At 44.1% G+C, this 25356-nt stretch carries 16 protein-coding genes and 1 riboswitch; of the genes, 7 read left to right on the top strand and 9 right to left on the bottom strand.

Annotation, left to right across the window (positions count from 1 at the left end; translation table 11 throughout):
* Positions 1 to 83: 83 nt before the first annotated feature.
* Positions 84 to 515 carry an SLATT domain-containing protein gene (locus R7041_RS17500; RefSeq protein WP_318114921.1) on the top strand — a complete coding sequence of 144 codons (432 nt, stop codon included), beginning with the start codon at positions 84 to 86 and terminating at the stop codon, positions 513 to 515.
* Between the two features lie 105 nt (positions 516 to 620).
* Here R7041_RS17500 and R7041_RS17505 read toward each other — a convergent pair whose 3' ends face one another.
* The 7 genes from R7041_RS17505 to R7041_RS17535 form a co-directional block, all read right to left on the bottom strand.
* Positions 621 to 2873, bottom strand: a complete 2253-nt coding sequence (locus tag R7041_RS17505) for an ATP-dependent RecD-like DNA helicase (protein WP_258512619.1) — start codon at positions 2871 to 2873, stop codon at positions 621 to 623.
* Positions 2870 to 3316 (bottom strand): VPA1267 family protein, encoded by a 447-nt coding sequence (locus R7041_RS17510; protein ID WP_258512618.1) that lies wholly within the window; start codon positions 3314 to 3316, stop codon positions 2870 to 2872. The genes R7041_RS17505 and R7041_RS17510 overlap by 4 nt, the downstream gene beginning before the upstream one ends.
* The gene (locus R7041_RS17515) at positions 3316 to 3756 is read right to left on the bottom strand and encodes a hypothetical protein (RefSeq protein WP_258512616.1); all 441 of its coding nucleotides are present in this window, start codon (positions 3754 to 3756) and stop codon (positions 3316 to 3318) included. The genes R7041_RS17510 and R7041_RS17515 overlap by 1 nt, the downstream gene beginning before the upstream one ends.
* A 2-nt stretch (positions 3757 to 3758) precedes the next feature.
* Positions 3759 to 5816, bottom strand: coding sequence for an integrase (locus R7041_RS17520; protein ID WP_258512614.1), 2058 nt, complete (start codon positions 5814 to 5816; stop codon positions 3759 to 3761).
* The gene (locus R7041_RS17525; protein WP_258512613.1) at positions 5813 to 7408 is read right to left on the bottom strand and encodes a site-specific integrase; all 1596 of its coding nucleotides are present in this window, start codon (positions 7406 to 7408) and stop codon (positions 5813 to 5815) included. The genes R7041_RS17520 and R7041_RS17525 overlap by 4 nt, the downstream gene beginning before the upstream one ends.
* Complete coding sequence (locus R7041_RS17530; protein WP_258512611.1) at positions 7398 to 8741, bottom strand: site-specific integrase; 1344 nt, start codon at positions 8739 to 8741, stop codon at positions 7398 to 7400. The genes R7041_RS17525 and R7041_RS17530 overlap by 11 nt, the downstream gene beginning before the upstream one ends.
* Positions 8742 to 8904: 163 nt before the next feature.
* Positions 8905 to 9444: a single-stranded DNA-binding protein gene (locus tag R7041_RS17535; protein ID WP_005381235.1), complete on the bottom strand. Its 540-nt coding sequence runs from the start codon at positions 9442 to 9444 to the stop codon at positions 8905 to 8907.
* Positions 9445 to 9721: 277 nt separating this feature from the next.
* Here R7041_RS17535 and R7041_RS17540 point away from each other — a divergent pair, with 277 nt between their 5' ends.
* From R7041_RS17540 to R7041_RS17555, 4 genes are all read left to right on the top strand, one after another.
* A complete protein-coding gene (locus tag R7041_RS17540; protein WP_005381237.1) occupies positions 9722 to 10366 on the top strand; it encodes a LuxR C-terminal-related transcriptional regulator in 645 nt (214 codons plus the stop codon).
* 159 nt (positions 10367 to 10525) lie between these two features.
* Positions 10526 to 11398: a UTP--glucose-1-phosphate uridylyltransferase GalU gene (gene galU, locus R7041_RS17545; RefSeq protein ID WP_005381239.1), complete on the top strand. Its 873-nt coding sequence runs from the start codon at positions 10526 to 10528 to the stop codon at positions 11396 to 11398.
* A 149-nt stretch (positions 11399 to 11547) separates the two neighbouring features.
* The gene (gene uvrA, locus R7041_RS17550) at positions 11548 to 14370 is read left to right on the top strand and encodes an excinuclease ABC subunit UvrA (RefSeq protein WP_064368804.1); all 2823 of its coding nucleotides are present in this window, start codon (positions 11548 to 11550) and stop codon (positions 14368 to 14370) included.
* Between the two features lie 67 nt (positions 14371 to 14437).
* Complete coding sequence (locus tag R7041_RS17555) at positions 14438 to 16219, top strand: PglL family O-oligosaccharyltransferase (protein ID WP_064368805.1); 1782 nt, start codon at positions 14438 to 14440, stop codon at positions 16217 to 16219.
* 59 nt (positions 16220 to 16278) lie between these two features.
* Here the strand turns inward: R7041_RS17555 and R7041_RS17560 are convergent, their stop codons facing one another.
* Positions 16279 to 17400: a pyridoxal-phosphate-dependent aminotransferase family protein gene (locus tag R7041_RS17560; RefSeq protein ID WP_064368806.1), complete on the bottom strand. Its 1122-nt coding sequence runs from the start codon at positions 17398 to 17400 to the stop codon at positions 16279 to 16281.
* Between the two features lie 220 nt (positions 17401 to 17620).
* Positions 17621 to 17799, top strand: a riboswitch (Lysine riboswitch).
* A 101-nt stretch (positions 17800 to 17900) separates the two neighbouring features.
* Here R7041_RS17560 and lysC point away from each other — a divergent pair.
* Positions 17901 to 19253, top strand: a complete 1353-nt coding sequence (lysC, locus tag R7041_RS17565) for a lysine-sensitive aspartokinase 3 (protein ID WP_017821324.1) — start codon at positions 17901 to 17903, stop codon at positions 19251 to 19253.
* Between the two features lie 86 nt (positions 19254 to 19339).
* Here lysC and metH read toward each other — a convergent pair whose 3' ends face one another.
* Positions 19340 to 23020, bottom strand: coding sequence for a methionine synthase (metH, locus tag R7041_RS17570; protein WP_064368807.1), 3681 nt, complete (start codon positions 23018 to 23020; stop codon positions 19340 to 19342).
* Between the two features lie 191 nt (positions 23021 to 23211).
* Between metH and R7041_RS17575 the strand changes: the two genes are divergently transcribed.
* Positions 23212 to 24543 (top strand): cation:proton antiporter, encoded by a 1332-nt coding sequence (locus R7041_RS17575; protein WP_064368808.1) that lies wholly within the window; start codon positions 23212 to 23214, stop codon positions 24541 to 24543.
* The last annotated feature ends 813 nt before the right edge of the window (positions 24544 to 25356 follow it).

Genomic DNA, 25356 nt, shown 5'->3' on the forward strand with positions numbered 1-25356 from the left:
GAAACTCAGTATATTGTATAAAAGTCGGTCAACTTTAGGAGGTTTGGTTTCTCGTCTGAATTACGCAACAAAGCCCAGTTGCAGTGCTAGTTTACTCAGTGGTGAATGCAACTGCAAAGTACGACCTTAGGGCTGAAGCTTTGGATAACTGTGGTGTAAACATAAAAGAATTGATACGAACACTACGAACAGAAATTTCAGAGTCTAAAAGTAGCGGAGTGAGCTTAGATCTTGAATCTTACCATAAAAAATATCACTTTATTTCTGCTGAACCAGAGAATCATTCACGAGTAGATCATCTGTTTGCTGTACTTGAATCATCAGCCGATTTTAATATCACAGGAGTCAAGCGTTTATTCTTATATATAAAATCTTATATCATGTACTTTGTTCCATATATTATCCCATCAGCAATGATGCTTTTTGAAATAATGTTTATTTTGGACATGCTAGGAATAACAACAGTATATTCCGGTGTTTTCAATGAACTATTTGATGGGCTAACTTATGGTTAAAGGACTTTGAAGCTTTCACGATACTTTTCACCGCCGTCAAAGTAAGTTAGTGCTACGGACTAACTCACTTCTGCCCAAAAACATGCTTCGCTCGATTCGCGACAATCAAAAGCAATCGCTTGATGTAGCTACGCTACTCGCGATCCCACGTATTATCTGATCGCGATATTTCCGAATTAGCGAAGGCAGATAAGTATTTCGCAAACTTGTATGGGACGGATTGGTTATAGCCTTTTCAAGCACATCTTTTCTACCAACAATGTGAACCTCCACTTCCGCACGAGTAACAGCGGTATAGAGCCAAGCTCTATCAAGGTTTCGAGCCTTATCCAGAGCAATGATTACCCTAGGGAACTGAGATCCCTGCCCACGGTGTAAGCTCATGGCATAACCAAGTGTCACTTGGTCGATGATATCCATGTCCACAAATACAGACCGATCAACATCGACCGTGATTACTCCCATGTACTCTTCTGACCCGTTCTCGGTTGTTAGCGCAGTCTTTTCAACGCTAGTTAGCACACCTAGCAAGCCATTCTGCACATCGTGGTTGTAGTCGTTTTTGGTAAAAAGCACCTGATCACCTTGTCTAACTTGAGTATGCCATTCTTCAAACCCAAATTTGATTGGCTCACCATCCTTGTTAATAGCCCACTGTATTTCCTCATTAATCCTCTCCACCAACTTCTTGGTGGGTGCCATAACCCTACTGTTATCAGGTGACTCCTCAAACAAATCACGACAAGTTTCTGCAATCTCACTACGATGACTGGCCTCATGGAATGTGATCATCCCAACTGACAGCTCAGGCGGCACAACCCCCTGATTAATCAGGTTTGAATACTCAGGGATGCCAGATGAGCCTTCCTGTCTCTTAACAATATCTAGCGTTGTATTGGCAATGACGCCACTTGCAATAACATCGGCCAATATCCTCCCGGAACCAATTGGCGGAAGCTGGTTTGGATCGCCTACAAGCAAGATGCGCACTTCAGGGGTGATGTGCGTAATGATCTGGTACATCAAAGGCAAGTCCACCATGGACGCTTCATCAATTACCAGTAGCTGTTTTTCACCTGAAACCACTTTCCCCCGCAAAAAAGCAGCAATTGTCTTGGTTTCAGAGCCAATAGATTCATGCATACGCATGGCTGCACGACCACTCAGCGCCATGGCATGTATCGTGTAGCCCAGCAAAGTAAAACTCTTCAAGGCTGTGCGAAGTACCGTGGTTTTTCCCGTGCCCGCTCCGCCCGTAATGCACGCCGCACCGTTGTTCAGGGCTTTCATCACCGCTTCGCACTGCTTGGATGTCAGGTCATATGGAAGCTCTGACTTAGCCTCTACAAATGCTTTGTTCACTGCCTCATCGTACAGGTCATCATTTTTTGCTAGGGATGCAAGGCGCATAGCAACCACAGCTTCCATCATTAGCTGACCTGTCGGATGGTATGTATTGATTTCTGAGTTAAAGGCAAAACGGGTTTTATCTGCCCCCATTTTTAACGCCAAGTCCACTAATTGGATGTCATCCAGCACCTCATTGAGCCTTTTTCGGAGCGTTGGCCTATCGATGCAGGTATGGCCTTTACCAACCTCTTTTTGCAGGCTGGTTTCAACCGCCGCAACCAAACGGCGCTCATCCATTGGTAGGACAAAAAACTTGTCCTTGGCAAGTTCATCGGCTGCGTCGAATGACAAACCAAATGTCATCAGCCTGTATGGGTCGCTCTTAATGGCATCCATGGTTTTTTTGCCATGGTACTTAAACAAATTTTGCTGCACAGCAAATGGTATATCATGCTTTGACATCCAATTAGCAGACTTTAGGTTGGCATATTTCTCATACCCTGCGTAAAGGCAGTTAATGGCATTTTCGGTGAGTTCTTCAGCTAGTTGCTTCCGGTTATCCTCATTATCATCCTCCAGAAGCTCGTAAAGCCCATGCTGAAACCGAAACCATAATGTTCTAGCCTTTTTCTCCCCAATCCCCTTAAAATCCTTCTGAGCGGCAATGAAGGCAACAAAGGCTTCTGATGTGGTGGGCATTGAGCATTCAAGAACTGCGTTGCTGTATGTATGCTCAAGAATGGTGTAATCACCCACATCCACATTCTTGATGTCCTTAACGCCTGTCACTTTCCAATGCTGACCAACGGAAGGCTCCACGGGCAATTCATCGAAATTAACACCCACACTCACACGGTAGGTGGCATCTTTGACTTTGACGTTTTTGCTACCTTCATCCACATCGATAGGCATACCATTGAGGAAGCAATAACGACTGCTGTTCCGGTAAATACTGGTGACTCGGAACGCCTCAGTTTCCAATGGGCGATTCGTTGGCTTTGTTTTCATCGTGGAATAAGCCCCATCTCCGCTACAACCTTCGCCATTTCTTCGTACCTGCTGAGTTCTTCAACCTGAGCCTGCAACTCGGCAACCTGCTGCTCAAGCTGCATTATCCTGACAGCATCCACTGAGCCTTGTTTGCCAGACGAGTCATAAAGTTTTGAGCCTGAGTTTTGCTTTTTTGCTTTTCCTGCCGCCGATAGTGGAGGCAGTACTCCCTTATCCCTCAAGCCATCCTCAAGGGTCTCAAGTAGCTCTTTTAGGGCGGGATTCTGGCGCAATGCCGACGTAGTGCAATCACATAGCTTAGAAATCTCTTTTCTATTCAACTGACCGCGATAAATCATTTGAATATAGAACTCATCACGTTGCCCCAACATTACCGCTTTGAACGTCTTAACTGTTTCCTTAGCTTTCGCAGCTCCATTGGTGCCTTTTTCTGTAGCCACTACGCCCCTCCAGTCCTTCGTTTAATTTCTGTCAGCGGCTTTTCAAGCATCTCAAAAGCATCGTCCAGTGAATCCATACGCACTCCGTGCTTGTATGCATTGAACTGCCACAATATGAAACGCTGCTTGTAACGTTCAATGGTTTCCTTAGCTTGTTTTAGCTCTGCCTCTAAGCTCATCACTTGATTTTGCAAATACTCAATATTACTGTCCATTGGAGGAGTTTCAGGATTAGGGTTTTCACGCAAATACTCCTTTCGTTTAGTAAATGCTTTCTGAATTTCCTTATAACCAGACAGAGTTTGGCGGGTTACGCCATCAATCTGAAGTTGCACCATAATCTCTTCACATAAGAGAGGCCAAGTTAGCTTACCAGTCCATGTTTCAATTCGATGCAGGACTTCAGGCATGTTTTTACTTGTAATAACTACCTTAGGCATCGTTATAGCTCCATTAATTCAAATACATCATCTGCCATTCCTAGTTCATCCGGTAACACAATTTCCGTATTTAATCCCTTACTCATCAATACTTCCTTCACAGGAGAAGGGTCATACTCATCAGGAATTCGAACCGCAGTGCCATCAGGTGTATTTTCATCTTCTAAAATACGGATTTTGGTTCGGATATGGGCTAATCGCCACCCCTGACTACTTACCCAACGATCGGAACCAAACACCCCCATTTCATGATCTTTCATTGTTTTTTCTAACTGCTTCCCTACTTCCTTTTCCCTCTTTTTAAGTAGCAATAAAGAATCACTTAACCCTTTGATGCACACCATTTCCTTACAGGTTTCACAATCACCATTGCGTTGACATGGTGACATTGCATAATCGTGCTCGCAAACACCTAGCTCAGTGACAATGGCAGAACCTGCCAAGTTTTTACCAATATCCTCAAAGGTTACGGGAAGCCTACGCTTAATTTTTTCTAGCACATCAACATCTTCGGAGATCATCAAACCTGCAACTTGTTCGGCTTTTTCTTCTTCCGTCCGATGGTCGTATTTACGATTGTCACCCACTTTTGCACGTCCTGCCCAATTGGCTAAGGTCAACTCATCCATACCCCCACTTTCAGCCATAGTGCTTAACCAATGACGTGCTTTATGTGTATTCAATTCAATAGGTTGTCCATTTTTCAGGTTAAACCCATGTTTAACCCAAAGGGTACGATCACCTTTAGACTCCTTCTGCACAAAGCGATCATTAACGTGATTGACAGTGGGAATACAGAACGAGAAACCCCGAGGATTAAATTCTGCATGAAATTCATTTTCACGGTGCAATAACAATGATTCTGAAGCCTTGACGCACTTATCTTTATCTATGTAAGGCCATTTCGGAAACTTCTTAATATATTTTTCATACTCATGCTTTCCCAGTACGTTGTAAGAAATGGAACCGTCATTATCCGTGAGTAGTTTTATCAACCACTTTGGCGTTGGAGCCGCATTCATAAACTTTTCGTAATTTGTTGATATTGCAGCATTAAACTGTTCGATAGAAAGTGGCTCAGAATCAGAAAAACCTTCTGGCGTGATACAACCAGCGTGTACCATAAACTTCTCAGGATGCTCCTCGGCAAACTTGGCAGCCTTACGGGCTGGGGCACTGATGCGCTTGAGGCGTTCAACCGCCTCCACCACAGTGTCTTGCATCACAGTTGGCACCCACTTAATACCCTCTTTCCCCTTTTTGGCTGGCACCCAGCGAATACCAAGTTTTTGGTCACCTGCACGATCTTCTTCCCACACCAAGCAATCTACAGGCAATGTCGTTTGCTCTGAGCCTCGGGAGGGAGCAGTCATCAACAGTGCGTAAAGAGCAGTAAAGTATTCCGCTTCAACACCCAGTTGCGGTGCTTTACGGAAAACCTCAGCGACAAGCATCATCTCCTCGGTGGTTGGCAGCTTTTCCGAGCGATACTCCTGACCTTTATCATCAAGCGCAATTGTTAGATTTTTAACCTTACTGTATGGGTTATACCACTCTGGCAAACTCGGTGTGATAAGTTGACTCCGACAAAAATTAAGCATCAACTCCATTTGATAGCCTACTTTGTTTCTTGCTTCTGCATCAGAGAGTTGACGATGAAAAACCTCATCCATCCGCTCTAACACAGTGCCATCAAGTAACAAAATATCAGCTTTACCCGTAGCCAGAACCAATGCCTCTTCAAGAATACGGATAGCTTCCATGTGACGTTGCAAATTAACTATAGGTTTGTCCGTGTACAAGTTCTTTATATATGCTTTAGCAAAATCCAAAAATGGAGCAGCAAGAGGCTCGTAGTGGTATGAATTTGATGGCTTTAGGTTAGTAGAGAAGCGTACTACAACCTTGCTCTTACCCTTAAAGGTCACCCATTTGTTTTCCTGCCAGTTATCATTACCAAACGCAGTCAAATGGGTACGACAACTAACAATGAACTCGTTGAGGTTTTGCTTCCCTGTGAGTTCATCTTTTGGCATAAACCGAATAATGTTACCTGTCATAAACTAGCCTCTTTAGATTCTTTCATCTCCGCACATGCTTGCACCACCCATTCCACAGCAAGAATTAGCGTATCCTTGGTCGAGGCATATTGTTCGCTTTTAGTCGCTTTCAACCGCGCCTCTTTCTCTGCGTAGAGGCCATCTAGAAACTTCTCATGTGGAGCATCAAGAAGGGGACGAAATTTTTCGCAAAGGTAACAGGATTCATAGCCTTTCACACAGAAATCATTAGTGCCACAAGCACCAACAACTTCATTATCTGTGTTTGGAATGCATGCTGATGGATCATTACCACGTTCTCCATCAGCAACCGTCTCTATTATCTCTCCCTTGAAAGCCTTAGCAAAAGGAGCCAATTGTTTACCAATAGCCTTGTCGATATAAGTCACTGTGTCAGCGGTATTTTCTACATACACCTTGACATTTTGGGTATCTGATTGGTCGAGTGCTTCAGCAATGATATATTCACTTACTCCTTTGCGACCTAAGTTAGTGCCTCGGGTTCGGCGGAAGCGTCGTGCAGAAAGTTGTATAATATCACCAGTGCGCTCACTGATGGCTTCGTTTAAAAGGCGAACCCTTCGCATGAAATCGTCGCGCATCTGGGCTGTAGATATATGCATAACATCCGTAGATAGAAGCCCGTCTAACGCCCCAATATCCGTATTTTCATTGAGTACTTGTCTGAGAATATCTTCAGTCGTCGACCAATCAATGAACAATGGCGTTAATTCCTTTTGCCTTTCTGTTAACTCTCCTCCATACAACTTGCTTAATTTGTCTTGCTCTTGTTCAATCAAATTAAGAAGGGTTAAGTAAAGTTCTTCCGTGATAGCGAGCTTCTTAAACGCTCCCCGAAAGCCAATACCTCGCTGCTTAGACCGAGGAATGTTTAGGTAGTAATTAACAGCTTTTGTTTCTGAATCGCGCTCTTTTAAAAGATCTACCGCCTTCAACTGGCGTAATTGAACTGATCGCCTTGCGGTGGCTTGAAGAAGCGATAGGTAGCTATAGCAAGGTAAAGAGATTCTGTCTTTAGAAAACAACCGAATCAGCTCATTTGCGACTGCTACTTGCTCATTTTGAGTCAATCCGCCTGTATACGGGCATCGATTGGCAATAGCTCCCCCTTTTTTGTTGCCAGCTAATCTCATTCCCTCCAACACCCGTACCACTTGGCTGCTAATACCACTGTAGCCATAGTCGTACCAGCTAATTAAAAAGCCACGAAGCGACCCTAAATACCATTCGTGCTCATCGTCAAGCATGGCTCGCCAGTTACGGACAACATGCTCATCTATGGACTTGCACCCTGTATCACGTACCATGCGCTGAAATCGTAGATACATGTTTAATGTGTGACTAGCGGAAAGCTCTTCCGCATACCGTGCCAGTGACTTCCTAAACCCCTCATGGACTTCCGGTTCTAGTGATAACACTTCGCGCTGAAAACTAATTGTCACGTCTTTGTTCAAGACCCACGTGTCGGAATTAATATCAAAGCTATATCTATCCCGAGAGGTTTTTAGGGGGGATTTCAGACTAGGTAAAGCTGTTTTAGCTGTACCCTCCAACGCAAGGTTACTCATCATTATCTCCGTTCTTTTCTAATTCTTTTTTGGCTTCGTCAGCCTTCCTTTGTAGCTCTTCTTGTTCCATAAGAGATACTTCATTGGCTTTTCTAGTGACATGGCGCTGATTGTAAACATTCCCCGATTTTTCACTGGAGTGCCCCATCTGATGCTTGCGCATTTTAGCCTCCTTGCCACTATCTATGTGTTCATGCCCCTTCACACCCAGTGCGGCCAATTCGTTGTTTTTATCGATTTTTTCTGAGAACCCCTCATTCCAGTTGTGCCTAAAGTAATGTGGATGAATAACTTCAAACCTTGCATCGACAGCCTTCATCGTTGGTACGATGGTGTTGTCAAATGTAGACTCAGAGACTGGCTGCCCCTGTGTTGAGCATTTGCGATGTGTAACAAAAAGGTAGGGATGCTTATTGGCATTGGGGGTTTTGGCGCGGCACTCAGTAATGTAGCGACTAAGCAGTTCGGCTGTCTCATTACTGATCCGCAGCATCCTTTCTTTTGTCTTGGCTACAGGCTGCTTAGTGCGTGAGTCATGCTTGTCATCATGTGTCCGCCTAACCCAAATAGACTTTTTGTCACCATGCAGTGTCATATCTGTCAGCATTAGAGAAAGCATTTCACCACGTCGAATACCATGCTTTTTCATCAAGTGAAACATTAAGTGGTTACGAAGGCGGACATCTTCATGTTTGAAAGGATTCTTAGGATTATCATACTGTGCTACTGCCATGAACTCTTTAACTAAATCATCAGGAATAGTCTTACTGTTTTCTTTGTCTAGGACATTTTTGCCCTTTCCTTTAGGACGAGCTGCCTTAAATTGCTTCTCCATTTCATTAATAGAGCGGTTGAGCTTTTTGTTGGCTGTGCGGCTGACAGCTAACTTGGCAAGGAAGATTAAATATTCGATAACAGATGTCATGCGGTTATAGTGATGGTCACGACCAACAGAAGGCATTACATCAATTAATTTAGGTACGTCAGTCATACTGACGACTTTATTTCTACCTTTATTAACTTTTCTTTTAACACCTTTTAAGTGTTGAATATCCAAAGCGAGATAAGATTTAATACTCTCGATATCGTTCTCGCCAAGAAACTTACCCTCTTGAAACTCGGCATACAGGTCTCGCTGCTCTTTTTCCTGCCAACCTAAAAACCACTTCACATGATAAATCTTATTTGAAATGGTGTTTTCCGCTTTGCCGACCGATCGTAACTTGGAAGTCACCCACAGTGTCACATGAAAGTGGGGCATCGCATCCTCGCCCATCAAAATCGGATAACGTTCCCCATTTTCAAAAACCAGTGTTTCAATACTGTACGTAGCCATGACACCTTTATTTTTACACTTTCCATATACGTAAAAACCATATAAGCATATAATTACTATTTTTAAAAGTGTAAAAATAAAAAAACCCAGCATTTCTGCTGGGTTATAGTATCTTGCGCTGTAACTTTACCGCTTTTCTTTACGATTTTAATTTATGCGTAATCTAGAACGGGATATCGTCGTCAAAATCCATTGGTGGCTCATTGTACTGCTGCTGTGATTGCTGCGGAGCCTGTTGTTGTGGTTGCTGTTGCTGAGGCGCATTGTACTGCTGCTGAGCTGGCTGTTGAGGCTGACCCCATCCACCTTGTTGCTGCTGTTGACCGCCCATAGGTGCACCGCCACCTTGAGCACGACCGCCAAGCATTTGCATAACACCATTGAAGCCTTGAACAACGACTTCAGTTGAGTAGCGATCTTGACCACTTTGATCTTGCCATTTGCGAGTTTGCAGTTGCCCTTCAATGTAAACTTGAGAGCCTTTACGCAAGTACTCACCTGCTACTTCCGCAAGTTTGCCGAACAACACAACACGGTGCCATTCCGTTTTTTCGCGCTGTTCGCCAGTCGCTTTATCACGCCATGAATCAGAAGTCGCAATAGTAATGTTTGCTACTGCACCGCCATTCGGCATGTAACGAATTTCAGGGTCGTTACCTAGATTCCCCACCAAAATAACTTTGTTAATTCCACGGCTGGCCATGATGTGCTCCGTTTCACTCTGGATATATAAAATTTTAGCGCATTAGAATAGCACGCTTTAATGTTTTGATTAAAGTCTAATACCATTGTGATCTATTGAGTCATCCTCTAGAACCCAAATCGTATTTCAACTTACGTGTGTAGCATTTTTGATTCGCGTTGCAGACATCGTTTCGTGAAGCTTTGAATTCGAACGCATTTATTCAGTAAAGCGATGGTTATGGCCTCTCTTTAATGCCAGTTTATGGCTTCTATTGAACCCAGGGAGATTGGAACACGTGAGAAAGTCGGCTTACGCAAGAAAGCTATTTCTGATCAGTATGGAAGATAATGCGCAAAAAAAAGTGGCGGCACTCGAAAAGTACGTTGATATGAGCATCCCGGTGATTTCAACCGCAGCACTCATGGAAGCCAAGCCACAACACCGTAATAAAATTCTACTGATCGACTTCAGTGAACATAAATCACTTGTTCAATCGATCAAAAACTTGCCTCTTGTATGGAAAAACTTTGAAACCGTTGTCTTCAACGTGCCTAAAAGACTAACCACAGATGAACTTCTTTCATTTGGTCAATTAAAAGGTGTGTTTTATTCTGAAGATACGCTAGAGCAAATTGGAGAAGGGTTAAAAGGCATTGTTAACGGTCAAAACTGGCTGCCGCGTAATGTAACCAGTCAACTTTTACACTATTACCGCAATGTCATTAATACTCATACTGCACCAGCTACGGTAGACCTAACCATTCGTGAGCTACAAGTACTGCGTTGCCTACAAGCTGGCGCCTCGAACAGTCAGATGGCCGAGGAGTTATTCGTCAGTGAATTCACCATCAAATCGCACTTGTATCAGATATTCAAAAAGCTATCCGTAAAGAACCGAGTACAGGCAATCGCCTGGGCAGACCAAAACTTAATGTCATGATGCAATGTGAGCGGCTCTGATAACTGAAATGACGAGTCGCTCATCTTTTTTCCGCACCGAGTCTCACATTTTTTCCTACTTTATTCATGATTCATTGATACCTCTCGTGTTAAAGTTATGCGCAGATTCTTGATAAAAACGAGATAGGATATTCCCCCAATGATAAAAAAATGTCTGTTCCCTGCTGCAGGCTATGGCACACGCTTCCTACCGGCAACGAAATCTATGCCAAAAGAGATGATGCCAGTCGTGAACAAACCGCTTATTGAATACGGTGTCGAAGAAGCAATCCAAGCTGGTATGAACGGCATGTGTATTGTGACAGGTCGTGGCAAGCACTCGATCATGGACCACTTTGATAAGAACTACGAACTGGAACATCAGATTAGCGGTACCAACAAAGAAGAGCTGTTGGTAGATATCCGTGAAATCATTGAATCTGCAAACTTCACTTATATACGTCAACGCGAAATGAAAGGCTTGGGCCACGCGATTCTAACTGGACGAGAATTGGTAGGTGATGAGCCATTTGCTGTTGTTCTTGCTGATGACCTTTGTGTGAACGAGCAAGAGGGCGTACTGGCTCAGATGGTGGCACTATTTAAGCAGTTCCGCTGTTCTATCGTTGCAGTGCAAGAAGTACCAGCCGAAGAAACACACAAATACGGCGTTATCTCTGGTGAAATGATCAAAGACGACATCTATCGCGTAGACGACATGGTAGAAAAACCAGAGAAAGGCACGGCGCCTAGCAACCTTGCTATCATTGGCCGCTACATCCTGACTCCCGATATTTTTGAACTGATTGAAAACACTGAACCTGGTAAAGGTGGTGAAATTCAAATCACTGACGCGCTGCTAAAACAAGCAAAAGCGGGCTGTGTATTGGCTTACAAATTCAAGGGCAAACGCTTTGACTGTGGTAGCGTTGAAGGTTACATCGAAGCAACTAACTATTGTTTTGAAAACCTGTATCTAAAAGATGAAAAAACCTCTGAGCTAGGTAAGCACGCAACACAAAAAGCTGTATAAAGCATCGTCGTAGTACGAAATTACTGTATCGAAAGCCCAGCACAACGCTGGGCTTTTTACTTTACTGTTTTTTTATCCAGTAATTTTCTTTGCACATTTCTCACACTATGTAATACTTGCCCCACTTGGTTATACATAGAGCAAAAACGATGGATAAAATAGAAGTTCGCGGTGCCCGAACCCATAACCTTAAAGACATTAATCTTACAATCCCTCGCGATAAACTGATTGTCATTACTGGACTAAGTGGCTCCGGTAAATCCTCTCTAGCTTTCGATACATTGTATGCAGAAGGCCAACGACGCTACGTAGAGTCTCTCTCTGCCTACGCTCGTCAGTTTTTGTCTCTGATGGAAAAACCCGATGTCGACCACATTGAAGGGTTATCACCTGCGATTTCTATTGAACAGAAATCTACTTCTCATAACCCGCGTTCAACCGTCGGTACAATTACCGAAGTCTACGACTACTTACGTCTATTGTATGCTCGTGTGGGCGAACCCCGCTGTCCAACGCACCATGCCCCTCTTGCTGCGCAAACCATCAGCCAAATGGTGGACAAAGTCCTAGAGATGCCGGAAGGCAGCAAAATGATGCTATTGGCGCCTATTGTCAAAGAACGTAAAGGTGAGCATGTTAAAACGCTTGAGAACTTAGCGGCTCAAGGCTTTATTCGTGCGCGTATTGATGGAGAAACTTGCGATCTTTCCGATCCTCCAACCCTTGAGCTACATAAAAAGCACACCATTGAAGTCGTGGTAGACCGCTTTAAAGTTCGTCCAGACTTACAACAGCGCTTGGCCGAATCTTTCGAGACCACGCTCGAATTATCAGGCGGAATTGCGGTTGTCGCGCCAATGGATGGCGACGGTGAAGAGATTATTTTCTCCGCCAACTTCGCTTGTCCACAATGTGGTTACAGCATGCAAGAGTTAGAGCCGCGACTTTTCTCATTCAACAATCCTGCTGGTGCATGTGGCACTTGTGATGGCTTGGGTGTTCAACAATACTTCGATCCAAGCCGAGTCATTCAAGATGATTCATTAAGCTTGGCACAAGGTGCGATTCGCGGTTGGGATCAAAAGAACTACTACTACTTCCAAATGCTCACCTCATTGGCCGATCATTATGGTTTTGACCTCCATGCCCCTTTTAATTCTCTGCCAAAGAAAACGCAAGATGTCATTCTAAAGGGCTCAGGTCGTACTGAGATTGAGTTTAAATACATCAACGATCGTGGCGATATTCGCGTTAAACGCCATCCATTCGAAGGTATTCTGAATACCCTAGAACGTCGCTATCGTGATACAGAATCCAACTCTGTCCGTGAAGAGCTTGCAAAATACATCTCCACTAAATCTTGTTCAAGCTGTGGCGGTACTCGTCTACGCCTTGAAGCACGTAACGTGTTTATTGCTGATACGACACTACCTGAGATTGTTGAACTCAGCATTGCTGATGCATTGGAATTCTTCCATTCCTTGAAACTGGAAGGTCAACGCGCCCAAATCGCTGAAAAAGTGATGAAGGAAATCAACGACCGCCTGCAATTCTTAGTTAACGTCGGTTTGAACTACCTAAACTTATCACGCAGTGCAGAAACCTTATCAGGCGGTGAAGCTCAACGTATTCGTTTAGCAAGCCAAATTGGGGCGGGTCTTGTTGGTGTGATGTATGTTCTGGACGAACCGTCGATTGGTCTCCACCAGCGTGATAATGAACGCTTATTAAAAACGCTCACTCATTTGCGCGATTTAGGTAACACCGTACTTGTGGTAGAACACGATGAAGATGCGATTCGCTGTGCTGATCATGTCATAGATATTGGTCCTGGTGCTGGCGTACATGGTGGTAATGTTGTTGCGGAAGGCACCATGGAAGAGATAGTCGCGAATCCGAATTCTCTGACAGGTCAGTACTTAAGTGGTGTTAAAGAAATCACAGTACCGAAAGATCGCGCGCCGCGAGATCCGAAAAAAACGGTTGAGCTATTAGGCGCAACAGGTAATAACCTTAAAAACGTTAACCTTTCAATTCCTGTTGGGTTATTCAGCTGTATTACAGGGGTATCTGGCTCAGGTAAATCAACGCTGATTAATGATACTTTCTTTAAAATTGCGCATACCCAACTTAACGGAGCGACAACGGCTCAGCCTTCACCTTATAAATCGATTAAAGGTCTAGAGCACTTCGATAAAGTCATCGATATCGATCAAAGCCCAATAGGCCGTACACCTCGCTCTAACCCTGCAACCTATACGGGGATCTTTACACCAATCCGTGAACTGTTTGCAGGCACACAGGAGTCGCGTTCTCGCGGTTACAAGCCGGGCCGTTTTAGTTTTAACGTACGCGGTGGTCGTTGTGAGGCCTGTCAGGGTGACGGTGTTATCAAAGTAGAAATGCACTTCCTACCAGATGTTTATGTGCCATGTGATGTGTGTAAAGGTAAACGCTACAACCGTGAAACGCTCGAAGTACGTTACAAAGGTAAAACTATTGATGAAGTGCTAGAAATGACGGTCGAAGATGCACGCACCTTCTTCGATCCAGTTCCAGCCATCGCTCGCAAACTACAAACACTGATGGATGTGGGTTTGTCGTACATACGATTGGGTCAAGCGGCAACAACACTCTCCGGTGGTGAAGCACAGCGTGTGAAACTGGCGCGAGAGCTATCCAAACGTGATACAGGAAAAACCTTGTACATTTTGGATGAACCAACAACCGGCTTGCACTTCCATGATATCCAGCAGTTGCTCACTGTACTGCACAGACTTCGCGACCACGGAAATACTGTCGTGGTGATCGAGCATAACCTGGACGTCATTAAGACTGCGGACTGGATTATCGATCTTGGTCCTGAAGGGGGTCAAGGTGGCGGCGAGATAATCGCTCAAGGCACTCCGGAAGATGTGTCGCAAATCGAGGGTTCGCACACAGCTCACTTCCTCAAGCCTATGTTGAAGTAGAAAAAACAGGTAAAGTATCGAGACCAGCAAGTGCTGGTCTTTTTTCATTCAAAACAACGCAATAACTATGGCTACTATACATGTAAGTGGAACAAAGCTTTCTCCCGAAAAAGTACAGGTTCCCCTCAATCGCAAGTTTCTCATTGCCTTGGCAACACTATTTGTGTTGGCAATGCACTTTTTCATGCCCAACCCCGGCGGTTCGGGGCTTTCGCTTTCGTTCAATGCGACAACTTGGATTGCTTTTAGCTTTGCATTAGGCATTGGGTGTTACCAACTAGCGAATAATCGAGTGCTACGTTACTCAAAACTAACCATCGGCTTGTTCATTAGTGCTCTTATCATGACAGTGCCCATTCTGTACCCAAATGCGAATAGCAGCTTGGCAGCCAATAAGCTCATAGGCCTGTGGTGTGGTGTCCTGTTCTTTATTGTTTTACAACAATTTCATTTCAGTAATAAACATCGCCAACGCCTATTATGGTTCATTGTCCTTGCGGTTGTTATCGAAGCCATTTTTGGTTTGACACAATATCTGTATCTCAAACCAGGCAATCCGTTTGGTTACGACACGGTGGCCAATCGTCCTTATGGTATTTTCCAACAGCCCAATGTAATGGCCAGTTTTCTTGCGACAGGGTTGGTGATTGCCAGCTATTTACTTGCACGTCAGCCCTACAAATACGATCGTAAGTTAAGCGATGTTTACCTTCTCTATGCCGTACCAGTTTTAACTTTACCACTAATTGTGGCGTTGGCTTCACGCACTGGTTGGTTAGCCTCGGTCATCGCCGTGTTGTTGGTCATTCCATACATGTACCGCTTTGCAACCAAAGGGCGCTTTATCCGCTGGGTTGTGTCACTTGTAAGTGGGCTCTTACTCTCAGTCGTTGTCATGCATCTTGCCTTTCCTGATGGAGGTGGGTTAGCCGCAGAAAAAGTAAATATGGAGTCTCCTCGAGCGTATACTTTTCCGCAAACATTAGACATGGTGATTGAAAAGCCTTTTACTGGTTATGGATATGGCAAGTTTGAATCTGAGTACATGCTGTATACGGCTCGTCAACATGCCCTAAATGAGAATTACCCAGCAGGTTTGCCAGCCATGGATCATCCGCATAATGAGCTACTTTACTGGGGAGTAGAAGGTGGCTTGCTGCCAATAATCGGCATCTTCTTAGCGATGGCACTGGTACTGTATCGAATCTATCAAGCCAAACGCGGAACTCGTCTTGCGTTGCTGGCCTTGTTTATACCTATCGTATTGCACTCACAACTGGAATACCCTTTCTACCACTCTCTCGTGCATTGGTTGATCTTCGTTATCCTACTGTACTGGGTCGATCAGCGCGTCTCTCGTTATCGACAAGTCGGCTTTAGTAATGTAACCAAAAGCTTGCTGCGTGTTTTTAGTTTGGTACTTCCCGTGGCGTTTACGTTTTACATGGTAAGCGCATTACATACGAACTATGTATTGACGAAGTTTGAGACCACTAGACCAACTAACCCTGATATTCTGAATCAAGTCAGTAACCCTGTAGTTTGGAAAGACAGATTTGATTGGGATGTCTATAGCACGTTTTTAAACCTTGGGCTGTACCAACAAGACGCAACCTTGATCAAGCCTTATATCGATTGGTCGCTAAAAATCATCAAAGATAAGCCTCGCCCTGCATTTTATAATAATTTGATTTTGGCCTACCAAGGCTTAGATGACTCAAGTAAAGCGGAGCAAATTAGAGCTGAAGCGCAGTTTTTGTTCCCGAAGATTGATTTCAGTGACGTCAATTACCAACCACCTTCTCAAGAAATCTCTGCCTCACCAGCCCCCACTTCAGGAGCTGAGTAATAAATACCAAAAAGCGAAGGGATGACCTTCGCTTTTCTTTATCTCATTGCTGTATGATTTTATTCAGTGAGTGACTCTTCTAACGCTTTTAAGCACAGCGCAACGTTTTCAGATCGAGCGCCGTAACCCATTAAGCCAATACGCCACGCTTTACCAGCTAATGCCCCAAGGCCTGCACCAATTTCTAGGTTATAGGTTTCTAGCAAGTGAGCACGAACTTTTGCTTCATCAATTCCTTCAGGCACGTAAATCGCATTTAATTGTGGCAACCGATGGGCTTCGTCCACAACAAATTCAAAGCCTAACTTTTGTAAGCCACTTTTGAGTTTTTCATGCATCAGTTGGTGACGAGCCCAAGCGTTTTCTAATCCTTCATTTTTCAGTATCAATAAAGCTTCATGAAGCGCATACAAGCTATTAACTGGCGCCGTATGATGGTAACTACGCTTGCCTTCTCCACTCCAATACCCCAAAACTAAACTCTGATCGAGGAACCAACTCTGTACTGGTGTTGTTCTTGCTTGAATCTTTTCAATCGCGGCAGGAGAAAACGTCACTGGTGAGAGCCCAGGTACACATGACAAACATTTTTGACTACCAGAGTAAACCGCATCCAGTTGCCATTCATCCACTTTTAACGGCACACCACCAAGCGATGTCACCGCATCAACAATAGATAATGCATTATGCTGTTTCGCCAGCTTACCCAATGCTTGAGCATCACTGACTGCACCAGTTGAGGTTTCCGCATGCACAAAAGCAAGAATTTTTGTATCTGGGTGCTGTTCGAGTGCTTGCTCGACTTTATCAATGGAAACAGGCGTCCCCCATTCATCATCGACGATAACAACTTCACCACCAGCACGGACGACATTTTCGCGCATGCGTTCACCAAATACACCATTACGGCAGACGATCACTTTATCGCCTTTCTCGATCAAGTTTACAAAGCAGGTTTCCATCCCTGCACTACCTGGCGCTGAAACCGCAATAGTGAACTCATTGTCAGTTTGAAAGGCATACTTCAATAGCTGCTTGAGCTCATCCATCATACCGATAAACAGAGGATCAAGGTGACCTACAGTAGGACGGCTTAGTGCTTGTAACACTTGAGGATAAATATCAGAAGGACCAGGTCCCATTAAAATACGGTGAGGTGGAATAAAGCTTTGGATCGACATGTCAGCTCCTTGATTATCTTTTATCCTGAGCATTCTAAAAGTTCTATTCAATAACATGGCTCAGGTGTAGGGTTCTTCACCCTAATAGATTTTTCCTCTATCAGCAATTAGCCGTAAGTATGGAGGTCAAACCAGTGTCACAAAATCGTTAATAAAAAACACCATAAAGGTTGAAATATTGATTGACATTAAGGCCTCAAAACCGTTCAATGTTTGAGCTTTATGTAGAAGAGGAGCGCTACCCAGGTAGATGATTTGTGGAACCGCAATTCCAACACCAATCATTGAGGGGGAGTAGTGCCGAGGTAAGTCAAAGTTGCAGGATTTGACTTGTCGGTTGAATTGGGCTGAATCCCATCAACTGTCATCAGCGCAGTCTGATGAAGGGCTTCTGAGGGTAAATTTTTCAAATAGCATTCTAAATACCTCTCTTTTTGCTCTGTTCCTTTTCTCACTAAACATTGGATGTACAATTTTTTAGGAAGTCGTGGGAGAACGCAGTGAGCGCATTTAACGTAGCTAAATTCGGTGGAACCAGTGTTGCAAACTTTGAGGCAATGAGTCGTTGCGCCACCATTATCGAAAACAATCCAAATACTCGCCTAGTCGTGAGCAGCGCTTGCTCTGGCGTCACCAACCTATTGGTAGAACTCGCCAACGGTGTTCAGGATCAAACGCACCGTACTGAGCTACTGCAAAATCTGGCCAACATTCATGACGCCATTTTAACTCAGCTCGAAGACAGCACGAAAACTGCTGCCGAGGTGTATGGCATATTAGATACCGTAACCAGCCTGGCCGAGGCTGCATCTATCCAAGCTAGTGCGAAGTTAACCGATCATTTAGTCGCATGTGGTGAACTCATGTCGACGCACATTCTAACTCAGTTAATGTGTGAGCGAGGCATTCAAGCAGTGCGCTTTGATATCCGCGATGTGCTGCGTACTGATGACAACTTTGGTCGCGCGGAGCCAAACATTGAAGCAATTTCGACGCTTGCGCAAGATAAACTCGTACCACTTTGCCAACAATCCGTTGTTGTTACTCAAGGCTTCATAGGATCTGACGAAGCCGGTAATACAACAACATTAGGTCGAGGGGGCAGCGATTACAGCGCCGCCTTAATTGCTGAGAGCGTTAAAGCGGCAGGGCTAGAAATCTGGACTGATGTTCCGGGTATCTACACAACAGACCCGCGAATTGCACCAAAAGCCTCACCAATTCCTGAGATCAGCTTTAGTGAAGCTTCAGAAATGGCTAACTTTGGCGCTAAAATCCTTCACCCTTCTACGCTAGTACCTGCATTGCGCCACGACATTCCGGTATTTGTAGGGTCATCGAAAGAGCCTGAAAAAGGGGGAACTTGGATTCGCCACCAAGTCGAAAGCTCACCGTTATTCCGTGCGCTAGCTTTGCGTTGTAACCAAACCATGGTAACGCTACGCAGCGCCAATATGTTCCACGCATACGGTTTCTTAGCAAAGGTCTTTGAGATCCTTGCAAAGCATAAGATCTCTGTCGATTTGATCACGACATCTGAAATCAGTGTATCGTTAACACTTGATCAAACTGATACATCCGGCGGCGCGCCGCAGCTGCCGCAAGCTGCACGAGAAGAGTTAGAAGAGTTATGTAAGGTTGAAGTTGAACATGACCTATGCCTCGTTGCTCTCATTGGTAACAACATGAGTGAGAGTAAAGGCTACGCGAAACAGGTTTTTGGCACGCTAGAAGATTTTAACCTACGCATGATTTGTTATGGCGCTAGCCCTCACAACTTATGCTTCTTGCTCCATGAATCGGTATCGAAACAAGCCATACAAAAACTCCACACGGAGTTGTTTGAGAAGTAAGTTCAACTCAATAAAACAAAGGGCTGCGTATCTGCAGCCCTTTGTTGTTTCAATAGTTGTTACATTTGGACGAGGTAAACATCAATTTAACCGTTAATGTTTGGCCCTAACCATTTTTCAGCCTCGATCCTATCCCACCCCTTACGATCGGCGTAACTCTCTAGCTGATCTTCTTGAATCTGTGCGATCGCAAAGTAACGTGAGTCAGGATGAGAGAAATACCAACCAGAGACTGACGCGCCCGGATACATTGCATAGCTGGAGGTTAGAGTCATGCCAATATTCTCTTCCACATTAAGTAGCTCCCAAAGCGGTCCTTTTTCAGTATGCTCAGGGCACGCTGGATAACCTGGTGCAGGGCGAATACCTTGGTATTTTTCACGAATGAGATCATCGTTAGATAAATCTTCATCCGCAGCATAACCCCAAATTTCTTTACGGACACGCTCATGCAAATACTCAGCAAACGCTTCGGCTAGGCGATCCGCCACCGCTTGAATCATAATTGCGTTGTAATCATCTCCCTGTGCTTTGTATTCATCAGCAAGCTCTCGTTCACCAATACCACCAGTGACAGCAAATGCCCCTATCCAATCATGCTTACCCGACTCTTTAGGTGCGATGTAGTCGGATAAACAATAGTTGAATCCTTTTGGTTTCTCGGTCTGTTGTCGCAAGTTACGTAATACTTTCACAACGTCGGTACGAGTTTCATCAGCATAAACTTCAATGTCGTCCCCCACGCTCGCAGCAGGGAATAAGCCACACATTCCACGCGCTTTTAACAGGCCTTCTCGCTCAACTCGATCAAGTATCTCGTTGGCATCTTCGAATAAACGTTTTGCTTCTTCACCAACTTCTTCATGTTGGAAAATTGTTGGATACTTACCCACAAGTGACCAAGTCATAAAGAATGGTGTCCAATCGATGTATTGACGTAATATAGCCACATCAAAATCATCGAAGATATGAATGCCAGGCTTAACAGGCACTGGAGGAGTATAAGCTTCCCAATCGATAGCAACTTTATTCGCTCGAGCAGCTTCTAATGTCACTGGTTTGGTTCTCGGTTTCTTTCGATTATGTTGATCACGTACTCGTTCGTAATCAGCTTCAAGTTTTTCAACAAATTCAGGGCGACGTTCATCAGACAGAAGAGAAGTACATACGCCCACTGCACGTGAGGCGTTGTTCACGTAAACCACTGGATGCTTGTAATTTTGCTCAATCTTAACTGCTGTATGGGCTTTTGACGTTGTTGCGCCACCGATGAGAAGAGGTAAGTTAAAGTCGAGACGCTCCATCTCTTTTGCAACATGCACCATTTCGTCTAATGAAGGTGTGATCAACCCTGATAAACCAATAATATCGACGTTCTCTTCTTGCGCTACTTTTAAGATCTTTTCGCAAGGAACCATGACACCAAGATCGATAATTTCGTAGTTATTGCACTGCAATACAACGCCAACGATATTTTTCCCGATATCATGTACATCACCTTTGACCGTCGCTAGCAAAATCTTACCGTTTGTTTGTCCCACCTGCTTTTCTGCATTGATGTAGGGCTCCAGATGCGCGACTGCTTGCTTCATCACTCGTGCAGATTTTACGACCTGAGGAAGGAACATTTTACCTTCACCAAACAAGTCTCCGACGACGTTCATCCCATCCATTAGTGGGCCTTCAATCACCTCTAATGGCTTTGAAGCGTTGACACGAGCCTCTTCGGTATCATCAACGATGAACTCAGTTATTCCTTTCACTAACGCGTGCTCTAAGCGCTTTTCAACAGGCCAAGTTCTCCACTCAAGTGCAGAGGCATCCTCCTCTTTACCTACCCCTTTGCCTGCATATTCCGCCGCGATATCTAACAATCTCTCAGTGGCGTCATCACGACGGTTAAGAACGACATCTTCCACAGCCTCACGCAATTTTTCAGGCACGTTATCGTAGATTTCTAACTGACCCGCATTCACAATCCCCATATCCATACCATTTTTAAAACAGTGATAGAGGAACACCGCGTGAATCGCTTCACGTACATAGTTATTGCCACGGAAAGAGAATGAGACGTTAGAAACACCACCCGAGATCATCGCATGTGGTAAATCACGTTTGATATCGCCAACGGCTTCAATGAAATCCACCGCGTAGTTATTATGCTCCTCGATCCCCGTAGCAATGGCAAAAATGTTTGGGTCAAAAATGATGTCTTCTGGTGGAAAGCCCACTTCATCAACAAGAATTCGGTAAGCGTTGGTACAAATTTCTACTTTGCGCTCACGTGTATCTGCTTGCCCAATCTCATCAAACGCCATCACAATCACAGCCGCACCGTAACGGCGGATCAACTTAGCTTGTTCAACGAATTTCTCTTTGCCTTCTTTGAGAGAGATCGAGTTAACAATGCCTTTGCCTTGGATGCACTTAAGACCGGCTTCAATAACCTCCCACTTGGAAGAGTCAACCATGATTGGTACTTTTGAGATTTCAGGTTCTGACGCACAAAGGTTTAAAAAGCGAACCATACAAGCTTGTGCATCCAACATGCCTTCATCCATGTTGATATCGATAATTTGAGCGCCATTTTCAACTTGTTGACGAGCCACATCGAGCGCTTCATCGTACAGCTCTTCTTTAATCAAGCGCTTAAAACGCGCAGAACCGGTTACATTCGTACGCTCACCGACATTGATAAATAAAGAGTCTTTATCAATAGCGAGTGGCTCTAGGCCAGACAAGCGACAAGCAACGGGAAGTTCAGGTAATTGACGAGGGGCGATATTTTCAACCGCGAGTGCCATTTGGCGAATGTGCTCAGGAGTTGTACCACAACACCCACCAATCAAGTTTAAAAAGCCACTTTGAGCCCACTCTTTAACATGCTTAGCCATATCTTCTGGCGACAAATCGTATTCGCCGAATGCATTCGGAAGCCCAGCATTTGGGTGAGCGGAAACAAAAGATTCTGATATACGCGAGAGCTCTTCAACATAAGGACGCAGTTCATCCGGGCCAAGTGCACAGTTCAAACCAAACGAAATCGGTTTAACATGACGTAATGAGTTGTAAAACGCTTCTGTGGTTTGACCGGATAATGTTCTACCGGAAGCATCAGTAATAGTCCCCGAGATCATCACAGGTAACTCAATACCCATCTCTTCAAACACACTTTCAACAGCAAATGAACAAGCCTTAGCGTTAAGAGTATCGAAGATGGTCTCGATAAGAATAAGATCAGAACCACCTTTAATCAGCGCTCGAGTCGATTCAGAGTAAGCCTCAACTAACTCGTCGAAAGAAACATTTCGATATCCAGGGTCGTTTACATCAGGAGAGATAGAACAAGTGCGGTTCGTCGGCCCTAAAACCCCTGCGACATAACGCGGTTTATCGGGTGTTTTTTCGGTCCATTCGTCTGCAACTTCACGTGCAAGCTTGGCAGCTGCAAAGTTAATTTCTTCACTTAGGCTTTCCATCTCGTAGTCAGCCATCGCAATGGTTGTTGCGTTAAACGTGTTGGTTTCGAGAATATCTGCACCCGCTTCTAAATATGCAGCGTGAATTTCCTTGATAAGTTGAGGCTGACTTAGAACCAACAGGTCGTTGTTACCTTTTAGATCACAATGCCAATCCGCAAAGCGCGTTCCTCGATAGTCTTGCTCTTCAAGTTTGTATCCCTGAATCATGGTTCCCATACCACCATCAATCAAAAGAATACGTTGCTTCAATTGAGCTTCAATCTGTTGTCTTACGTTACTTCCCACAGTACAGCCTCATTCCTTTAGTTATCTTTCCATCCTATCACACAAACTTCAGGAGTCTAGACGTCTAAACGTGGAATTAATGATTATTTTATCTCCTTCTTAACTTACAAAATAATCACGAAAAAATGTTTGCTATTTAAGCAGCATCAGCCGAGAATTCCATTCATAAAATGTTACAAATAGAGAGCTCTATGTCGGTCTATCATACTTTATGTTTTCTATCCGCAGCTGCGATGCTAATTGCTTTTGTAAACAGCAAGATAGGAAAGATGCAAACCACCATTGCGATTACCGCAGGTTCAATGGTGCTTTCACTTCTAATCTTAATTGCGGGTCAAAACAACTGGTTCCATCTCACCGAAATTGCAACGGAGACGGTCACAAGGATTAACTTCGAAGATTTCTTGCTCAAAGGCATTCTTGGCTTCTTACTATTTGCTGGTGGACTAGGCATCAAACTCCCGAACCTTAAAGATCAAAAGTGGGAGATCACTGTTTTAGCCCTTGGAGCTACACTGTTTTCTACGTTCTTTATTGGATTTGCACTGTATGGGTTTTGTCAGTTAATTGGCATCCAATTTGATTTGGTCTACTGCTTACTATTTGGTGCTCTAATATCGCCAACTGACCCAATCGCTGTATTGGCTATTGTGAAAAAACTCGATGCTCCTAAACGTATCTCCACTCAGATTGAAGGAGAATCGCTCTTCAATGATGGCTTCGGTTTGGTTATCTTCGTCACTCTATTTACGATTGCATTTGGCACTGAGGCACCAACTGTAGGTAGTGTCACCTTACTCTTCATCCAAGAAGCTATCGGTGGTATCACATATGGTTTCGTCCTCGGTTTGCTATTCCACTACTTGATCAGTGCCACCGATGATCACTCAATGGAATTGTTACTTACCATTGGTGTCCCAACAGCAGGTTACGCATTTGCTGAATACATCCATGTATCAGGCCCACTCGCAATGGTTGTATCCGGTATTATGATTGGCAACTGGACACGCTTTATTGGCTTTTCAAAAGAGAGTGAAGATCACCTTGACCATTTTTGGGAGCTTGTTGATGAGTTCTTGAATGGCGTGTTATTCCTACTGATCGGCATGTCGATGCTGCTGTTTGAATTCCACAAAGAAGACTGGATCATGATGGCTATTTCAGTCCCTCTTGTACTAGCCGCTCGCTATTTAAGCGTATTTCTCTCGTACATTAGCTTTAAGCGTTACAGAAAATATAACCCGTGGTCAGTACGTATTTTGACGTGGGGCGGCTTACGCGGGGGCCTTGCATTGGCAATGGCACTTTCCATTCCATCTGGTATTTGGGTGATTCAAGATAAGTTAATCGATGTAAAAGAGATTATTCTTGTAATGACCTACTCCGTCGTTGTTTTCTCTATCCTCATTCAAGGCTCAACAATCACTCCAATGATTGAAAAAGCAAAAGCAGAAGAGAAGAAGATGGAAGAGAACAACCAAGCAATAACCACTCCGGAACATACGGAGACAGTGGACTCTTAAAGACACGTAACTTAATAAATAAAAAGCAGCTACCTAGCTGCTTTTTTCATAACTAATTTTCAGACTCCCCTTCAAGGACGAAGGCTCCTTATTCTTTGATATACCATCAAATATACGAAGAATCGCTACGCTACATTTTCATAGATACTAACTATTGCTGATAGATAGTATTCATAGACGAGCCTTTTAATTTACCCATTTTCATCTGTATCACTTCTCTTACCTTGGCAATATAGGCTCCTCGCAAACATCAAAGCTAAACTTCCACAATACTTAGCAATGAGCGAGTTTGTATTTTTATGAGAAAGAGGCATTTAGGGTAATTGCGTTCAGAACCCAAACAGGTTAGCAACCTCACCAAGATAAAACTGAGCTAGCATTCAGGTAGATCAAAGCCTTAACAGAAATGTAGCCCCCCTCCCTCTTGATCTCAGTGAGACTAAACTTGTATTCAAAGTCGTCCTGTTTTCAAATTAGAAACAAGCGACACTTCAAACAATTAAACTCTGTCACATAACTAGATTTTCTAATATCGAATAAAAGGAGCTTTGGTTAGAACTTGGTATCGGAATAAGGCTAAGACTAAGGCACAGAGTTACATGCTAGCTCGTTCACGACGATATTAAAACCATGTGAAGAGGGTAGTGTAACTCTAGATGCAAGGTTTCAATATGAAAGTGAGTTTCAGGTAAGTCGGGGGAACCAGAACGAAAAAAGCCTCAGTCTTTCGACTGAAGCTTAATATAAGTGGCGGAGTGGACGGGACTCGAACCCGCGACCCCCGGCGTGACAGGCCGGTATTCTAACCAACTG

Source organism: Vibrio sp. 1751 (assembly GCF_033339895.1).
GTDB lineage: Bacteria > Pseudomonadota > Gammaproteobacteria > Enterobacterales > Vibrionaceae > Vibrio > Vibrio alginolyticus.